The organism is Bacillus sp. SDLI1, assembly GCF_001553895.1.
In the GTDB taxonomy this organism is placed as follows: Bacteria; Bacillota; Bacilli; order Bacillales; family Bacillaceae; genus Bacillus; species Bacillus siamensis.
In genome coordinates this window covers 2013324-2030915 of the sequence record NZ_CP013950.1, presented here as the reverse complement: position 1 = coordinate 2030915, position 17592 = coordinate 2013324, and the positions used below count along the sequence as shown (strand labels likewise).

Sequence of the window (17592 nt, the reverse complement as noted above, 5' to 3'; positions counted from 1 at the left end):
AAGTGAATAGAAAACAAGGATCGCCAAGAGTAGAATAAGTGCAGACATGACACAAGGAGTGCTGCACGAATGCTTGAATTAACCGATTTGACAAAGAAGTACGGCGATTTTACCGCTGTCAATCATATATCGCTGCGCGTCGAAAAAGGAGAGATATTCGGCCTGCTGGGACCAAACGGCGCCGGTAAATCAACAACGGTGTCAATGATCAGCACCGTGCTCTCACCGACGGACGGAACCATTTGCATTAATGGAATGTCATTACAAAAACAGCCTGCGGCCATAAAAAAAGTGATGGGTATCGTCCCGCAGGAAATAGCCTTGTATCAAGCGCTAAGCGCAAAGGATAATTTGGCTTTTTTCGGGAGCCTGTACGGACTTTCCGGTAAGGAGCTCGATAAGCGGGTCGATGAAGTGCTGGACATCATCGAATTAAAGGAACAGCGAAACCAAAGGGTGTCTGAATTTTCAGGCGGTATGAAGAGACGGGTGAATATCGGTGCTGCTCTGATGAACGAACCGAAACTATTCATTTTAGATGAACCGACCGTCGGAATTGATCCGCAATCCAGACGCCATATTCTTGAAACCGTTAAGACGTTAAATCAAGAAAAAGGAATGACCGTCATCTACACGAGCCATTACATGGAAGAGGTCGAATATCTATGTGAAAGAGCGGCGATCATGGACCGCGGCTCAATCATTGCCTGCGGAACGAAAGACGAATTGAAACAGTCAGCGGGAGCCTCTGACACCCTGATTGTGAATGCAGAGGGTCTGAATGATGATGCCGTACAAAAAATCCGCCGCATTCCCGGTGTTTCCGAAGCCGCCGTCAGCCATCAGACCATTTCGATGCTCGTTTCCGCGGCAGAGCGGAATATCCTTGATATTGCGGATGATATCAGAAGAACCGGTATCACCATTAAGGGCATTCATTTCGAGGAAGCCAATCTGGAAAGCATTTTCCTCCGGCTTACCGGCAAAACGCTGCGGGATTCACAGGGGGCGTCATGAAAACACTGCTCAGGCTGATTTTATTAGATTTTCGGTTAATGGCCGGAGAAAAGTCTTTCTATATAAAACTGATTCTATTTCCGGCGCTGATGATTTTTATTTTAGGAACGGTTTTTCACGGCGATTCGAAAGCGAAGTCATTTAAAATCGCGTTTTATAATGCGGATCACGCGGAGAGTGCTTTGGGAGAGATATTAAAGAATGATGTTCTGAAACAAAATGATCTCATCCGTGTAAAAGACATAAGCGGTTATCAAGCGGGGAAACAGCTTGTCGAAAGCGGCAAAGTCTCGGTTTTTGTATACGTGCCGAAAGGCTTTGCAAAAGCGGCGGAACACAATGAAAAAACAAGTATCAAAGTGATTTCAGACCAACAAGGCTCTGTAAACGGAGACATTGTTGAGATGATGGCCGATTCGTTTGTCACCAGAGTAAAGATGGAAAGCAGCGAAGAAAAAACGGTGCTGAAACAGTCGGGACATCTGTCAAAGGAGGAAGTCGGCAGCATAATGAGCGGAATTTCCGCTGAGCGCGGACAGGCTGTGGCCATTCCGAAACAGTCGGCCGGCCATCATGCGGCTCCGATTGATGCGATGCAGTATTATTCAATCGCGATGGTCGTCATGTTCTCTATCATGACCGCTTTTGCGCTCATTCACGGCATAGTGGAAGAAAGGCAGCAGCACACATTCTTCAGAATCAAATCAATGCCTGTATTACATATCCAGTACGTGGCTGGAAAGCTTTTGGGGATCATGTTTGCCATCCTTATACAAATGGCTGCCGTCATCATCGCAAGCAGCATCTTGTACCATGTGAAATGGGGCAATTTGTTTGAAATATTGCTGGTGACGATCGTTTATTCATTTGCGATCGGCAGTATCGTGCTTCTTTGGGGGTTTACTGCAAAAAACCACGAGACCGTCTCAAGCATGGCGGCTCCAATTCTGTATGGCTTCAGTTTTTTAGGCGGAAGTTTTATCGCAAAAGACAGCCTGCCTGCCGGTTTGAAAATCGTGCAGGAGCTGATACCGAACGGCAAAGCGATCAACAGCTACGTAAGTGTCACGCAGCATGCCGGCTTGAGCGGTATTTCGGCGGATTTGGCAGAGCTCTCCGCCATCGGCGCCGTGTTTTTATGTCTGACCATATGGGTGTTTAAGCGGAAGGAGGCTGTTTCATGACGCAGCTGTTATTCATGATCAGACATCAGCTGAAACTGATGTTGCAGAATCGGGTTGCGATCTTTGCGACCATTTCCGTCCCGCTCCTTCTGACTTATCTCTTTTCCTTTTCTGCCGATGACAGTCAGCAGAAGGAAGTCTATGTGGCTGATAAGGATCAGAGCGTCTTTTCAGCACAATTGATGAACATGATTCAGACAGCCGGCCATGTAAAAGTCACGAAGGTCACGGAGGACGTTTTAAAAACAAAGGTCAATCATCAGGATATTTCCTTCGGATTGCTGATCGGATCTCATTTCGAAGAGACATTATTTTCCGGAGATGAATTGAACGTTTCATTTATTGAGAATGAAGAAAAGGGTGATGCTGTTTTGACAGAGCAGCTGATTGCGCAGCAGGCGGGCACGCTGAAAAAGATCGTCCGCGATGCGGCAGTGATGTCCCGCACGCTGCACACTGACGCTAAGCAGGCGGCGGCTGACCTGTTGAAGGATATCCAAAGCCATTCTGCCGTAACCGTTGACCGCCAGCACATTTATGCAGGCGGACAAGCGGCTGACAGGCTTATCGGATTTCTAGTGATGTTTATCTGGTTCGTTGCGGTTCAAAGCTTGCGATCATTTATAGACGAAAAAGAAAATCATACATATGCCAGATTGCTGAGCACGCCCGTGTCCTATACGGCATATGCAATCTCTAAATTTGCGGCGGCGTATCTTGTCGGACTTCTCCATATTATAGTGATTCTCGGTGCCGGAACATTCATGCTGCATATCCGTTTTGCCGATCACGTTCTTGCTGCGGGAGCAATGCTTGCGGCCTGTGTATTTGCGCTGACTGCTGTAACGATGGCGGTGATCCCGTTTATGAAGAGCCAAAAGCAATTCACATCGCTTGCTTCTGTTTTTATCGCTGTCACGGGTTTATTGGGAGGGGCTTTCTTCACTTTAGATGCGGCTCCGGAGTATATGCGGACGCTGTCGTTGCTTACCCCTGAAAAATGGGTGATCGGCGCATTTCAAAACAATGGCGGAGACAGCGCACAGATTGCCCCCTTGAGCCTGTTTCTTGCCGCCGGCGCAGCGGCACTGGCCTTATCACTCTATTTGATAAACCGCAATATGAAAAAACACAGTTAGGAGGATGGCTGCTTTGTATATGGCAGAAATCATCGGAATGATAGAATTACTCGCTGGAGCCGCAATGAACGTATGGATCGGCTGGCTCGGAAAAACCTTTTTCGGTAAAGATGACAGAAGTTCGAGAGTCGTGTTAAGAATCTGCGGCATCTTTCTGATCATCAATGGTGTTTCCAGAGCGTTTCATATCTAGTTCACAAAGTTTTCCAGACTCTTTTTTGGAATGTAATCTTTTTCCTTTGGAATCATGTAAAATAGAATAGAGTTCTATGAAAATATGACAAGAGGAGGAAGAAACATGAAAAAGAGAATCGTGATATTATTCGCCGCGGCCGCCGCTGTTTTGTTGCTTGTGAGCGGGTTGTGGATGCCGTCAGCGTCTGCGGCGCCCGCTCCTGCTTTAACACAAATCCGTATTATCGGTGTGACGTCTGACGGACAGAATTATCAATGGGAAAATATCGGACCGAACCAAATCAGCGCATCAAAACCGATGAAGGGCACAACCGGGTATTTAGCTGTATATTTCCAAGGGTATCCGAACAATAACACGATTCAGGCGTTTAACAACGGAACGAATATTACAAATCTCACGGCAAAAGCGCTGGAAGATGAATATACGAAAAACGGCAATATCATTACAGGCTACATTAAATATTACAGCGTTCCTCTTTCTTATGTCAGTTCAGGAACGTTCTCTTTCTCCGCAACGGGGCTGAATGGGCCGTACACACCGTTAAGCAGCGGATTTTTCTCCATTCAGGTACAGAGTTAAAACAGCCGCGCTTTCATGTATAGTTTTTCTCTCTTTCCGGGAAGCTATTCCTAAAGAAAAGGGAGGGCTTACATGATGGACACGACACTCGGGTATTTGCGCGAGTCGCTTTCGAACCACTTGGAGCATGATGTTTGCCGCGGGATTTATAAAAAGCTGCAGGTGAAGCATTATGCAAATGAGGGCGAGTTCGTGAAGGATCTTAATGATCTGGAAATGGATGCGCTGAATCAGGTGCTTGAGAAGGAGATCAAATATGCTGAGAACGAGCAGGATGAAAAGCGGACAATGGAATTGAATGAAGTGTATGAACTGCTGTTTTAAAAAGCCTCCCGCTGACGGAGGCTTTTTTTGTGCCGGAAACAGTTTACGGTATCATCCAAACCTTTGTATAATGGATTGCTGTAACAAATACAAATGGAGGAGAAAAATGAACGAAACAAAAAAACAGACGGTTCTTGAGTTGTCATCGGCTGAGAAAGCTTTGGTTTTCCTTGTGCCGCCATTATTGGGTCTGGTCATCGGCTGGTTTCTGCCGGTCATTGCGAAATGGGCCGTTACATTGGATTGGCTGCCTTTTCACGGGGTGCTAGAAATCATCGCATCTTTTCACGGATGGAAGGCTGCGGCAACAACCGCCGTTATCGGCTTAATTGGGGGAGTGTGGCTGACGCGGGCAGCTTTTAAAGAAAGTCTTGTGGCAGTCGTAACGGACAGTGAGGTGTCCTTAACCATATATAATGAAGAAAGCGTGTTTTCGAAAGACAGCATTTCCGGTGTGTTTACGGATGGGAAGTATCTTGTCTTATTAGGCACTGAAGGGCAGGAGCTTTTTCGGGAAAAGCTTGAGCCGGCGGCTGAAAAAGCGGCTGATGCGTTTCGCAGGCATGGGTATGTCTGGCTGGGGACGGAAGATCCTTTTAAAGAAGAATACAAACGGTGGGTGCCGGACATGCCGGATTTGGAGCCTGGGGCAAACGCTCTCTTAAAAGCGAGGGAAAAGGCGCTGAAGCAGGATGAAACCGAAGATGCGAAAGAACTGAAAGCGGAAATATCCAAACTGGGCATTACCGTGCGGGATCAAGGGCCGCGCCAATATTGGCGGATCTATAAAAAGCCGTCTGCATAAAAAAGCTGCCGCCGTTTATACGGCCGGGCAGCATGGGAACAGATTATTTCTTCTTGTCATCGTAGTATTGAACCGGATACATGGAGCCTTCGGATACCATTTTGTTATCTTCAATATCTTCGGGATGCGGGTTGCCTGCTTTGTGGACGGGAAATGATTCAATATCGTGCTTCCCTGAAAGCGATGTTTTCATATTGCGGATAAAGTCCTTCACCTTTTGGCGGTTTGATTTATCTTTGAGCAGGTAGGAAGTCACTCCGACAGTCGACACGGCAAGTCCTGAAATGAGCAGTTTTTGTTTCATGATAAAAACTCCTTTCTATTTCTGGCTTGCAGTAGTTATTCCCGCTTGACGGCTGTTTAAACATCAAAGGGTAATTTTTGGATTCCTGCTTTAATGCGATAAAGATTGACAAAACTATTTTCAGAATAATATTATAAATATATGATAGCGCTGGAGTCATATTTTAATTGAAAGGTGTTAACTTTATGAATCAATTACATCGCAGAATGGGAACGTTTGCACTCATGATGGTCGGACTTGGGTCAATGATTGGCTCTGGCTGGTTATTCGGGGCATGGCGGGCGGCTCAGATTGCGGGACCTGCCGCAATTATTTCCTGGATTATCGGTATGATCGTTATTCTGTTTATCGCACTTTCTTACAGTGAATTAGGTTCAATGTTCCCGGAAGCCGGGGGAATGGTAAAATATACTCAATATTCTCACGGATCATTTATTGGATTTATCGCAGGATGGGCAAACTGGATTGCGATTGTTTCCGTTATTCCTGTGGAAGCGGTCGCGTCCGTTCAATATATGAGCTCATGGCCGTGGGAGTGGGCGAAATGGACAGGCAATCTCGTTCACAACGGCACACTTACGGGAGAGGGTCTCGGCTTTGCGTCCGTATTGCTGATTATTTACTTTTTACTGAATTATTGGACAGTTAACTTATTTTCAAAAGCGAATTCATTGATTACTATCTTTAAAATCATTATTCCGGGGCTGACAATCGGAGCGCTGCTGTTTACCGGTTTTCACGGCGGAAATTTCACATCCGGGTCAAGCATTGCGCCGAATGGCTGGGCGAGCGTGCTGACGGCAGTGGCGACATCAGGTATCGTCTTTGCGTTTAACGGGTTTCAAAGCCCGATTAACATGGCCGGAGAAGCAAAAAATCCCGGTAAATCGATTCCGATTGCGGTTGTCGGTTCGCTGTTGGTCGCAACCGTCATTTACGTCCTGCTGCAAATCGCGTTTATCGGTGCGGTTGAACCTTCTATGATCGTTCACGGCTGGAGTCACCTGAACTTTAACTCTCCATTTGCCGATTTGGCGATCGCCTTGAATATCAACTGGCTTGTCATTATTCTTTATGCGGATGCGTTCGTATCTCCGTCAGGAACCGGTATCACTTATACCGCTACGACGTCCCGCATGATTTACGGCATGGAAAAAAATAAATATATGCCGAGCATTTTCGGAAAGCTTCATCCGCTGTACGGCGTGCCGCGCCAAGCGATGATTTTTAACCTGATCGTATCGTTTATCTTTCTGTTTTTATTCAGAGGATGGGGCGTGCTTGCTGAAATCATTTCCGTTGCGACACTGATTTCTTATATCACGGGTCCTGTGACGGTGATGACGCTGCGGCGGACGGCGGCGGATTTGTACAGGCCTCTCCGTCTGAAAGGCCTCAGCGTGGTTGCTCCGCTCGGCTTCGTGTTCGCGTCTCTCGTGCTGTATTGGGCGCGCTGGCCGCTAACGGGGCAGGTGCTGTTTATCATTTTGATCGGCCTGCCGATTTACTTTTACTACCAAGCGAAAGCGAAGTGGAAAGGATTCCGCAGAAACTTTAAAGGCGGCGTCTGGATGGTTGTCTATCTGCTCAGCATGATGACCATTTCATGGCTCGGAAGTGAAAAATTCGGCGGTCTGAACATCATTCCGTACGGCTGGGATATGGGGCTGATCGCAATCGTTGCCCTTGTCTTCTATGCGTGGGCGCTGAAGAGCGGATTCAAGACTGAGTATTTGAAAGACGCCAAAGCAATCAACGATCAACTAAAAGGCGGACAGGCCGAAGCTGCTGCCGGAAAAGAATAATGATTGATACAACCCTTGCGGACATTTCCCGCAAGGGTTTTTTGATCGCGTAAAAAAACATGGACTCGGCGTCATCTCCGAACCCATGCTGGCTCGATACAGACGTGACGATGAATGAGCAAGCCTAACGACAGAACAAGCAAGGCCAGTATTCTTTTTTCCTCATAATTTCTCCGTCTTATCAATAACTGTCTTCCATACTAAACAATGAATGTAAAGATATGTTGGGCAACTATCAACTATTAATCTTTTATATTTCTTTCTTCTCCGTAACTTTATCCGTTTTCCTTTACTCCAAGTCAAAGTTTTTAAGACAAAGCAAATTATTAACCGCAGAGAAAATACAGTACGTAAGTTGTGTTTACAATAATTGTATAATAAATTAAAATATAGGAGAATAAACAAATAGTTGGAGGTAATAAGTATGGAAATGCGAAAATTTTTTGCAACATTATGCATCGTTACTCCCTTAGTGTTTGGAGGTTTTACGAGTGTTAAGGCTGTAGACTCGTATAATTCAGAAACAGTAAACTACATATTGAAAATGAATCCGAATCTGTCGAAAAAAGAATTAATTGAATCTGTTAATGATCTAGTTAAACAAGATAATAAAACATCTAATGAGATCTTAGAGGAAATTAAAACTGAATTAAAGAAGCAAGAAAAGCTAGATAAAGAAGAAGATAAAAGTAATAGAATGAGCACAATGGGCAAGAATAGCGGGCCGAAAATTATAGGATCAAGCTCTAAAGGTAATGTTTACTATACACCTGCATCTACTTTTGGGCTTCCTCATGGACATGTCGGTATGTACTATAAGGGAAATCAAATTGTCGAATCGGTCCCTAAAAAAGGTGTTCGTGCAATAGCTTCCTCGAAACGTAAGGTCGAAAAAAATGCTGTAATTCAAAATGTGAAAGTTTCTAGTTCTAAAAAAAATAATTCAGTAAATTGGGGTTACAGCAGGGTTGGGAAGGATGGTTATTCATATAATTTTGCAACAAATAGAAAATCGAGTCATTATGGTGATAAAAACTGTTCAAAACTATTATGGTCAGCTTTTAAGCTAAAGGCTGGTATAGATATGGATAAAGATAAAGGTCTGGGTGTCTATCCAAGAGACATCAGAGATTCCAATTATACAAAAACTATTAAAACATTTTGATGAATTATTTTCACTCCCTAAGTTTATTTAGGGAGTCATATTATTTTAAGGAGTGAGATTATATTTGAACAAAATTAAGTGGTTAATTATAATTGCTGTCATACTATTAATAGGTACATTTATATGTATCGGAGCTTTTAAATATACTAATACAGTTTCTAATGTTAAACAAACTAAAACAGAAAAGGAAAAGAATTTCTTGAATGATAAAATTGCAGCTGTATATTATTCAGCTACAATAGATTACCCTAAAGATGGAAGTTATACTGTATATATTGATGAAAAAGGAGCAGCAACAGCTGTGAAAGGAGATGCTATTGAAGTTGGAACTATTGCACAAGATGAAAAAAACATAGTTAGACAGGACAAAAAAGAAGTTTATATGATAGGCGATAGCTTTAAGAAATTCCCGATGCAACATCAAGTACATACAAGTTATGGGCAGTCATCGGGTCATTTAATAAAAGGGAATATATTTTATTTTTTGAATAATCAAGAAGTCGGTAAAAACCATTATAATAGCTTAATCAGATGGGGTAACAGCAATGGATTTCATGAAAAAATTATTCCGGGTTTCTATACAAGTACCGGTAATGACGGTGAATATATTTACGTGATAAATGAAGATTCTTCAGTCAAAACACCGACTTTCCAGGATGTTAAAATAGATAAAGATAAAGTTACAGTAGGGAAAGGAACAACAATTCCTATATTAAATGAAGAAGATTGGAGTGTTTATTCACAGATAATAGTTAAAAAGAGTTCAGCCTTTTTTATACTATATAACCAAACGGATAAATCAAGTAAGGTACAATTCAAAGTAGCAGAAATAGATTTAAAGCATAATAAGTTCAAAGGGGCATATTCTTTAGGCAGTTATCATATCCCTGATGAAATTTCTCAACTGGCAATTCCTCTTTCCACTAATAACTTTTTTGTGAAAAATGACACTTTATATCATTTGGCAGCTAATTCAATACTTTATACTTTTGATCTGAAAAGTATGAAGCCGAAGAAAAAACTTCCATTACATAGATCGACAAAATTTGAAAACCAAGCAAAATTCACTTATTTTGATGAGTCTAAAATTTTCTTGTTAGAACTAAATAAGGATGGGAAATATGTGATTAATTCTTACTCTTATAAAAGTGGAGAAAAATTAAAATCTACTCCTATCAGAGGACTTGAAAAAATTATTAACAATACCCATGTTTCTGAATATGACTTCTTTATGATTAAGAAAAACAAAGATGTGTGGAATGGCTAGGTCATGAGGTAAATTGGTACACTTAGGGGAAACTAAGTTACCAACAATCAAATTAGAAAAGGAGAATAATAATGGATGAGCTAGATCTTGCTTTTGGTATCTTACCACTTTCCATTATCGTTTTATCGATTATATTCACTTATATTTTCAAAAAAGTGTATATAATGCCGATTGTCAGTATAGTTGTTTCAGTCATATTAATGTTCACTGTTTTTAATCTATCCTTCTGGGGATGGGTGGTTGTCTATGGTTTAGTATCACTTGTATTATCGTCTATTACTAATAGTATAAGAAAGAAAATAGATAATAGAAATAAATAATTATATTCCTTTGTTTAAAAAGGTATCACAAGTAATTCATCATTACAGTGATACCTTTTTACAATTAAGATGAGTTTCAGCCTTTTAATAATATGCTCCGCCCGCTACATAACCCATGATGGCGTTTGCTTTATCGGGCAAAACATGGATTCGGCATCATCTCCGAACCCATGCTGGCTTTATGATTTGTATTCTTTTTTGACCTTTTGGAATATATCCGCATAGTTGGTGAACACACCGGTTACGCCCCAATCCAGCAGGCGGCGCATGTCCGCTTCGGTGTTCACGGTATAAGGGTGGAGCAGAAGGCCGTGGCTGCGTATGTTCCGGACGTTTTGAGCGTTCAGCGCTTTGTAATCCGGTCCGATTCCGACGGCATAGGTTTTGATGTCCGCTAAATCAGCGTCAGTCATTGACGTCATCTGATCCGCTTCAAGCAATTGGACGGCGGGAAGTTTCGGATCGAGCTTTTTGATTTTCAAAAGGCTGTCCCTGCTGAAAGACTGAATGATCACTTGTCCAAGTTTCGCATGCTTACCTGCCAATTTGTATTTTTTCAGTGAAGCGATCAGTTTTTCTTCCATACCCGGATACGTTTCAGGCGCCTTCGTTTCAATATAATAATTTGCATGTCTGCCGAATCGTTTTAATACGTCATCAAGTGTGGGAACGTGAAGTCCGGCGTATTGCGGTTTAGCTTTTTCCGGATAGGCTTTATTGAACCAAGAGCCAGCGTCGAGCTTTTGAATCTCGGCTGATGTATGATCCTTCACCCAGCCGTGTCCGTTTGTGGTGCGGTCCAGTTTTTCATCATGCATGACGATCAGCTTGCCGTCTTTTGTCATTTGTAAATCCAATTCAATATAGTCTGCCTTCATTTTTTGCGCAGTTTCATAAGAAAGGATCGTGTGCTCCGGGACATACCCCGAAGCACCGCGATGGGCAATGGTTAACATTCTGTCAGGAGACAAAAGGTTTCCTTTTCCCACCGCCGATACAGGCGTGACGATGAATGACAATAAACCGAATGAAAGCAATACCAAAGCAAGCAACTTATGTTTCCGCATGTTTTCTTCCCCCTTAAAAAATCAATATCTGTCTCTAGCGTAGAAAATCGTTGTAAATTCTGTACTGCAAAAATATTAATCTTTTATGTTGTTTTCTTATACATGCTCCGCCCGCTTGCCGGTATTCCACGTCATAGCCAAGAAGACGATGGACAGCGCGCATGAGGTGACAAGCATAATAAAGCCTCCGTTCCAGTCAAAGCGGTCTACAACATAACCCATGATGGCGTTGGCAAAAGCCGAGCCTCCGATGTAGCCGAAAAACCCGGTTAAGCCGGCTGCCGTTCCCGCCGCTTTTTTAGGCGCGAGGTCAATGGCCTGAAGCCCGATCAGCATGACAGGTCCATAGATTAAGAACCCGATGCTGATCAGCGCGATATTGTCGATGAGCGGATGACCGGCAGGGTTAAGCCAGTAGACCAATACAGCGATAAATACGCCGGCCATGAACAGTACGCCAGCTGGCGCGCGGCGGCTTTTGAAAAACCGGTCGCTGATCCAGCCGCACAAAATCGTGCCCGGAATTCCCGCGTATTCGTAAAGGAAATAAGACCATCTGGAGTCTTCAGGAGAGAATCCTTTCGCTTCCGTCAAATAAGTCGGCGCCCAGTCAACGACTCCGTACCGCACGAAATAAACAAACACATTGGCAAATGCGATATACCACAGAAATTTATTATTCAGCACGTATTTAAAAAGAATTTCTTTGGTCGTCATTTCTTTTTCCTGGTCTTTAAACGCATGTTTCGGATAGTCATTCCGGTATTCTTCAATCGGCGGCAGCCCGCAGGATTGCGGCGTGTCACGAACGAGAAGAACGATGACAAATGAAATGACAATGGCGATAATAGCCGGAAAGAAAAACACGCTTTTCCAAGTAACAAACATGGCGATGCCGAGAGTCACGAGGGGGGCGAGAATACCTCCGCCGATGTTATGGGCGACATTCCATATCGACATTTTCGTGCCGCGTTCACTGATGGAAAACCAATGAGCCATCGTCCGTCCGCAAGGCGGCCAGCCCATCCCTTGAAACCACCCGTTAATAAACATAAAAATAAACATAATCGTCACGCTTGACGTGACCCATGGCATGGAAACAAATAAAATGTTTACGACACCTGACAAAAACAGACCCGTTGCAAGGAAATATCTCGGGTTGCAGCGGTCAGACACCATCCCCATAATAAATTTGCTGAAGCCGTAAGCGATTGATACGGCCGCTAGCACCAAGCCAAGTTCCCCTTTTGAAAACCCTTGCTCCTGAAAGTAAGGAATAGCGAAGGCAAAGTTTTTGCGGAGCAAATAATACCCGGCATACCCGATGAAAATTCCCAAAAATACTTGCAGCCTGAGCCGTTTATAGGCCGCATCCGTCTTTGAATCATCCAATCTCTCAATATGCGGAGCCGGCTTGAACAACTGAAACATCATATCCTCCCCTTTGCTGAACGTCTATCATGATGTATGTAAGACCCCTTCCCTTGAAAATGATAAAAAGAACCAGAAATCACCCTTGTGAAAGGGCGGGGTTTCCTGGTTCTCCTCATCTCCATCCAAAAATCATTAACTTGTGTATGATAGCGCTTTCTTAAATTATCACAGTCTGGCATAAATGTAAACGCTTTAAGAAAAGTTTTCATTTTTTTGAATAAATAACCGAAGGGAATATCAGCGTGAGCGCGAAAGGATTTGAAGTACTTGTTTTTGTACTCAGGCATAAGATGTGGTAGGCCGATTTAAGAAAAGGGAAAGGAGTGCCTCTGTTGATTGATGAATTGGATTTTGCGTTCGGTGTTCTGCCGCTTTGTATCATCATCTTGTCAGTGGCCGGAACATATCTGTTTAAAAACGCGTTTATTATGCCGGCTGCCGCTTTGGCCGTTTGCCTTATATGCACTTTTACCGTATTGAATTTCTCGTTTATCGGATGGGCCTTTGTGTACACCCTTGTCTCTTTCGCGCTATCGCATATTACGATGGTGGTGATCAGTCAAAATAAAAAATAGGATCGGCGGCAGCCGATCCAGCTATGATAAGCAGAGATGAGGCTCTGCTTTGTTTTATTTATGAATGTTCAGGAAGTCCTTGATGACAGCGGTCTGTTCTTCTTTCGGATAGCTTGTGTACAGATGGCTGGCCAAGCGGACGGGGTCACCGAAGAAGTACCGCTCATATTGTGTCTGTCTTGTTCCGAAAGGGCTCATGGTCAAATCCCATGCCAGACGGAACACTTTCACCCGATCCTCGGCATTCAATTCAGTTGCCTGTAAATATTGGTCAAGGTCTCCTCTGATGTCTGAATGAAACGCTTTTTCAGTCGGCAAAGTCACCATTCCGCTTGCCCCGATCAGCTGAATGATCTCTGTGAAGCGCGGGTAGATGTCAGGGAAAATCGCGCTGACCACACGAAGCGGAGTGACACTCGGCCGCATATATCCCCATTCATCTGTTTCGGCATCATTCTCCGACTTTTCCAAAAGGGCTTTCATCGTTTCCAGACCGGTGATGATTTCAGCCATCTTAGCCTGAATATGCTGAAACTCGCTGACATCTATCGCATCGACAAGCGTTTGGGCAAGACCCAGGAGAAACTCCGTCTTTACAATTTGTCTCGTGATGACTTGATGAAATGCGAAAGCGTTAAAAGAGCTTTTCATATTGAAGTCATAAGCCGCCTCGTAATTATCATAAAAAAATACGCGTTCCCAAGGGACTAAAACGTTATCGAATACAACGATGGAATCCATTTCTTCATATCTTGAGCTGAGCGGATAATCAAATGATGATTTTCCCAGTACGAAAGATTCCCTGCAGATGAATTTTACGCCCTTTGTATTGGAAGGAATGGAAAAAGCGAACGCTTCATCTGATTCAAAATACATCTTAGGCAGGGAAACCACGAGCACTTCATCCGTCAGGCCGCCTTGTGTGGCCAAAATCCGGGCGCCGTGAATGACGAGGCCTTTTTCATTTTTTTCGACCACTTTTGCGGAGATCGGTGTTGGTGATACGTTTACGTCCATTTGTGAACGATTCACCTGAGGGGTGATAAACGTGTGCGTAAAAGAAAGATCCTGTGTGACAGCGCGTTCGTACAGCGCCTGAACATGTTCCGGAAAACAATGCTCCCGGTCTTTCAAAAGCGCGGCAGAGGCGGCGAAGCTCATCAGCACGGTATTCATGTAATCCGGGCTTCGTCCCATCATTCCGTGCGTGTGCCTGGCCCAATGCTCGAACATCTTTCTTCTTCTTTTGACGTCTTCTTTCGTTTTCGGCTGCAGGTATGAAAGCCCGGCCCGTTCTTTTTTACCGGGGAGACTGTATGTCATCTCGTCTTTCATGCCCGGTTTCGTTTGCAAATCATAAAGAGAGCGCTTCGTTTCCAGAAGGCCCTTAAATGCGGGATGTTCAGAAATAAGTCCCTCGATCTTTTCGCCGTCAAGCCAAATCTCATTTTTAAGCTGGTTCAATCGGTCAATATACATTTTGCCATTAATGATACCCATCATGTAGCCCTTCTTTCTTTACAGATCCACTACCACATTATATTGAGAATGAAATTGGGTGTTCCGGTTATTTCCAGTGGGGAAGAGCCTTTTTTGGCAAGGGGATGAAAGGATTGCATAATAAAAAACCCCTTAAGCGGAGGGGTTTTTTAACTGATCATGTCTTTGTATCTTTGTTCGAGGACGAAGTCTATCATTCCGGTAATACGGGTGTTTTCAGATTTTTGTCTGAAACGGTCAGACACTTGGATTTTCCTTGAAAACGGAAATACGGCAAAAATCCAAACAAGGCCGGCCAGACCAAAAACCATTTGCAGCGCCATTTCAATCAAATCATTAAAATGAGTGCTGAAAAAAAAGATATATAACGTGATGAAAGTGACTGTGCATACAATCTTGACTGTATGGTTGAAGGTGAGCTGCGGTTCAGTGAAACACATCTTCATTTGATTGAGTGTGAGCGAATCTTGTGTCGTTAAATATGTAAGCAGTTCTTTGTCATTTTGACTTCGCGGAAGCAAATCGCTTTCTATTTTTTGAACGGTTTCCTTGTATGTCTGCATGTCAATCTTCATATGAATCCTCCTTAAAAAATAACTCCAAGAATACTCATTGAGCATTCCCGGAGCAAGGAGCTGCCTGTTCAATTATAGAAATAGTGATAAAACCGTGCTGAACAAGGCTGCAGCTCCCCCTAATTCAGGCGCTAAAACGACTAAAGCACCGATACCTACAATAACAATAATTCCTGCGCCTGCAATGGCCATGGTATTCACGACAGAATCCCAATCCGGAGAGTAAACCTCTTCGGAATCCGGCAGCCTGAAGCTCTTTTGTTTTATTTTAAATGTAATGGTCGTTGTTAGTCCAGTTGTAGCACTGTCACCGACCGGAATATCAGGTGTATAGATTTTAAATTGGATATTCAGCGATCCCGCAGCCGGATTGACGTATACTTCTAAATAACCGTTGCGGACTGACAAGCTCAGACTGTTAAGCAGGTTTTGATAGGAATCAATTTGTGATGCTGTAAAAGAGACTTGTGAATCTCCCATCAGACCGGTAATATAAGCTCCCGGTTTGCCATTTGTAATGGTAACTGTGTTGGGAGAACCTTCACTCGGCACTGTTGCCAAAAGTGAAGTTGATAATAGAATATCCATTTCAGGTGATGCATAAATGGTTTCAGTCTTGTCGAATTCAAACATGGCATTCGCAAGATTCGGTACATTTTCTAAAGCGGGAATGGTTGTTAAAATGTCCGTCAGTGTACGCAGTCTTGCGTCATACACAGGATCAGAAGGCGGATGGACGCTGCTTACACCTGAGTCTTTTCCGGAGTAACCGTCTTTGTCAATGGCGACTTTTCCCGCTCCGCTTCCGATCGTTCCTTCATAAAATTGATCAAAAGCCCAGTTTTTCGGCATCGGGTATCCGAGGTTGCCGCTGAATCCGGTCGACATGTTAGCTGTAAAGCTATATTTGGTCAGACCTGCTTCTGCCGTCCGGATACAAATGTTTCTCGGTCCGTATACCCCGATTTCATATTTCGGCGCAGTTGAAAACGCCTGCATTTTCATAAAAGCTGACTTGATTTCTTGAAAGTAAGGGATGATTTTATCTGTGACTTCATAATCATACGCATCGAAATCGACGGCAAAGTAGATGGTCGTGCCTGACGGAAAACCTAATCTTCGGGCGGCTGATGCAGCGCTGTAAGCATCTCTCGTTCCTTGATCTTTTACAAAATAAGAAGATTCATAGCCGCCGTCCTGATAAATCGGAAAAACGCTTAAGCCGGCATCGAAAATAGTGGAAAGCTCTTTTGACGTCAAGGCCTTCGATGTCAGTCCGCTGCTTGTCCGCACATTCCCGGTCAAATATCTTCCCACGATTTTATAGCCATTCTCACGCAAAGTTTCAGCCGTATCTGCCGTTATAATTGCAGCAGTGTCACAAGCCGAAGCAGCCCGCGTTGTGTCGCCTGAGCTTGATAATAAAGCTTTAATCGTCGGCATGTCCGCATAACCTGTTTGCGGCAGGCACATAAACTCTTGGAAAGCTTTCACTGCCGATACAACGCTGACGCCGTATTTTCCGTCGAATTCACCGGGGTCAAATGATTTCCCATTACAGTAAAGCGCGTATTGAACAATCAAAACAAAGCCTGTCCGTGAATCGCCGGGAGTCAAGGTAGGACATAAGCTGGTCGTTCCGTTCCCGAAAAATCCATTGGCGACGCTTGTGCTCATGCCTTCTTCTTTTTGGAGGGCATAAATGAGAGCCTTGTTTGTATCGCGGGCATATAAGCCGTCACAAGGCATCAAGCCGATGTAGTCATTGTAATCCCGGTTCAGGTTCTGCTGGATTTGGCGGATTCTTTTGTCTCCTCCCGCTACTAACCGAAAAGCGCTCATATCCAGCAAGGCTTTCATAATGAGTGCCGTGACGATGCCGTCTTGGTTAGTGAGCCCGGCCGCTTTTTGAAACTCTTTTACAGCACTTTCGGTATTTTCATAGAAAACGCCAGAAAATCCGCCCGGGTTAAATCCTTTACACCAAAGCGCCCCTTGCAGAATGTAATTCATGTTTGTCGGCTTAGAATCGGGAGCCTGCTTTTTCAACGGTTTAAACAATCTTTGTGTTGTCGGTCCGAAGTTATCGGCAGGTTCAGAAATACCAAGCTCGATTTGAAGCGCCCGTGTCAGACCGTAAATGGTATCCCAGCCCGTTTTTCCGTTTTCCGGCACTTTGTTGTACCCGTGTCTGCCTTTGTACGTCTCATTCAGCCATTGCTGTGTTTCCAGGACCATTTCGTCCATTGCAATCCCTCCATTACGTGTAGTGTGCGTTCATTTATAGATGGCAAACGTATGACAGCTTGTCTGCGCCTCTGAAACTTCGGAACGTC

18 protein-coding genes are annotated in these 17592 nt (G+C 43.9%); 12 read left to right on the top strand and 6 right to left on the bottom strand.

Annotated features, from left to right (window positions below; translation table 11 throughout):
• The first annotated feature begins 69 nt into the window (after positions 1 to 69).
• From AUL54_RS09560 to AUL54_RS09530, 7 genes are all read left to right on the top strand, one after another.
• A complete protein-coding gene (locus AUL54_RS09560; protein WP_060963711.1) occupies positions 70 to 1017 on the top strand; it encodes an ABC transporter ATP-binding protein in 948 nt (315 codons plus the stop codon).
• Positions 1014 to 2201, top strand: coding sequence for an ABC transporter permease (locus tag AUL54_RS09555; protein ID WP_060963710.1), 1188 nt, complete (start codon positions 1014 to 1016; stop codon positions 2199 to 2201). The genes AUL54_RS09560 and AUL54_RS09555 overlap by 4 nt, the downstream gene beginning before the upstream one ends.
• Positions 2198 to 3340, top strand: coding sequence for an ABC transporter permease (locus tag AUL54_RS09550; protein ID WP_060963709.1), 1143 nt, complete (start codon positions 2198 to 2200; stop codon positions 3338 to 3340). Before AUL54_RS09555 ends, AUL54_RS09550 begins: the two co-directional genes overlap by 4 nt.
• Before the next feature lie 13 nt (positions 3341 to 3353).
• Entirely contained in the window at positions 3354 to 3533 is a 180-nt protein-coding gene (locus AUL54_RS09545; protein ID WP_060963708.1) for a hypothetical protein, read from the top strand.
• Positions 3534 to 3638: 105 nt separating this feature from the next.
• Entirely contained in the window at positions 3639 to 4115 is a 477-nt protein-coding gene (locus AUL54_RS09540; protein WP_060963707.1) for a DUF4879 domain-containing protein, read from the top strand.
• A gap of 75 nt (positions 4116 to 4190) precedes the next feature.
• Complete coding sequence (locus AUL54_RS09535; RefSeq protein ID WP_029575245.1) at positions 4191 to 4439, top strand: sigma-G-dependent sporulation-specific acid-soluble spore protein CsgA; 249 nt, start codon at positions 4191 to 4193, stop codon at positions 4437 to 4439.
• A 106-nt stretch (positions 4440 to 4545) separates the two neighbouring features.
• On the top strand, positions 4546 to 5244 hold the full coding sequence (locus tag AUL54_RS09530; protein WP_060963706.1) for a YqeB family protein: 699 nt from the start codon (positions 4546 to 4548) through the stop codon (positions 5242 to 5244).
• 43 nt (positions 5245 to 5287) lie between these two features.
• On the opposite strand, the gene AUL54_RS09525 is transcribed toward AUL54_RS09530, so the two are convergent.
• The gene (locus AUL54_RS09525; RefSeq protein WP_016936895.1) at positions 5288 to 5548 is read right to left on the bottom strand and encodes a hypothetical protein; all 261 of its coding nucleotides are present in this window, start codon (positions 5546 to 5548) and stop codon (positions 5288 to 5290) included.
• 185 nt (positions 5549 to 5733) lie between these two features.
• On the opposite strand from AUL54_RS09525, the gene AUL54_RS09520 reads away from it, so the two are divergent.
• The 4 genes from AUL54_RS09520 (at position 5734) to AUL54_RS09505 (ending at position 10105) form a co-directional block, all read left to right on the top strand.
• Positions 5734 to 7353, top strand: coding sequence for a glutamate/serine transporter AimA (locus AUL54_RS09520; RefSeq protein ID WP_045926328.1), 1620 nt, complete (start codon positions 5734 to 5736; stop codon positions 7351 to 7353).
• Positions 7354 to 7777: 424 nt separating this feature from the next.
• Positions 7778 to 8518, top strand: a complete 741-nt coding sequence (locus AUL54_RS09515; protein WP_060963705.1) for a hypothetical protein — start codon at positions 7778 to 7780, stop codon at positions 8516 to 8518.
• 64 nt (positions 8519 to 8582) lie between these two features.
• Positions 8583 to 9785: a hypothetical protein gene (locus AUL54_RS09510; RefSeq protein WP_060963704.1), complete on the top strand. Its 1203-nt coding sequence runs from the start codon at positions 8583 to 8585 to the stop codon at positions 9783 to 9785.
• Positions 9786 to 9856: 71 nt separating this feature from the next.
• Positions 9857 to 10105: a DUF2651 family protein gene (locus tag AUL54_RS09505; RefSeq protein WP_060963703.1), complete on the top strand. Its 249-nt coding sequence runs from the start codon at positions 9857 to 9859 to the stop codon at positions 10103 to 10105.
• A gap of 179 nt (positions 10106 to 10284) precedes the next feature.
• Here the strand turns inward: AUL54_RS09505 and AUL54_RS09500 are convergent, their stop codons facing one another.
• Positions 10285 to 11172 (bottom strand): glycerophosphodiester phosphodiesterase, encoded by an 888-nt coding sequence (locus AUL54_RS09500; RefSeq protein ID WP_060963702.1) that lies wholly within the window; start codon positions 11170 to 11172, stop codon positions 10285 to 10287.
• Between the two features lie 96 nt (positions 11173 to 11268).
• Positions 11269 to 12603, bottom strand: coding sequence for a glycerol-3-phosphate transporter (glpT, locus tag AUL54_RS09495; RefSeq protein ID WP_016936892.1), 1335 nt, complete (start codon positions 12601 to 12603; stop codon positions 11269 to 11271).
• 335 nt (positions 12604 to 12938) lie between these two features.
• Here glpT and AUL54_RS09490 point away from each other — a divergent pair, with 335 nt between their 5' ends.
• Positions 12939 to 13181 carry a DUF2651 family protein gene (locus tag AUL54_RS09490; RefSeq protein WP_060963701.1) on the top strand — a complete coding sequence of 81 codons (243 nt, stop codon included), beginning with the start codon at positions 12939 to 12941 and terminating at the stop codon, positions 13179 to 13181.
• A gap of 54 nt (positions 13182 to 13235) precedes the next feature.
• On the opposite strand, the gene hpaB is transcribed toward AUL54_RS09490, so the two are convergent.
• The 3 genes from hpaB to AUL54_RS09475 form a co-directional block, all read right to left on the bottom strand.
• A complete protein-coding gene (hpaB, locus tag AUL54_RS09485; protein WP_060963700.1) occupies positions 13236 to 14681 on the bottom strand; it encodes a 4-hydroxyphenylacetate 3-monooxygenase, oxygenase component in 1446 nt (481 codons plus the stop codon).
• Positions 14682 to 14830: 149 nt separating this feature from the next.
• Complete coding sequence (locus AUL54_RS09480) at positions 14831 to 15256, bottom strand: hypothetical protein (protein WP_045926326.1); 426 nt, start codon at positions 15254 to 15256, stop codon at positions 14831 to 14833.
• A gap of 72 nt (positions 15257 to 15328) precedes the next feature.
• Positions 15329 to 17503, bottom strand: a complete 2175-nt coding sequence (locus AUL54_RS09475; protein WP_060963699.1) for a glycoside hydrolase domain-containing protein — start codon at positions 17501 to 17503, stop codon at positions 15329 to 15331.
• Positions 17504 to 17592 lie beyond the last annotated feature (89 nt).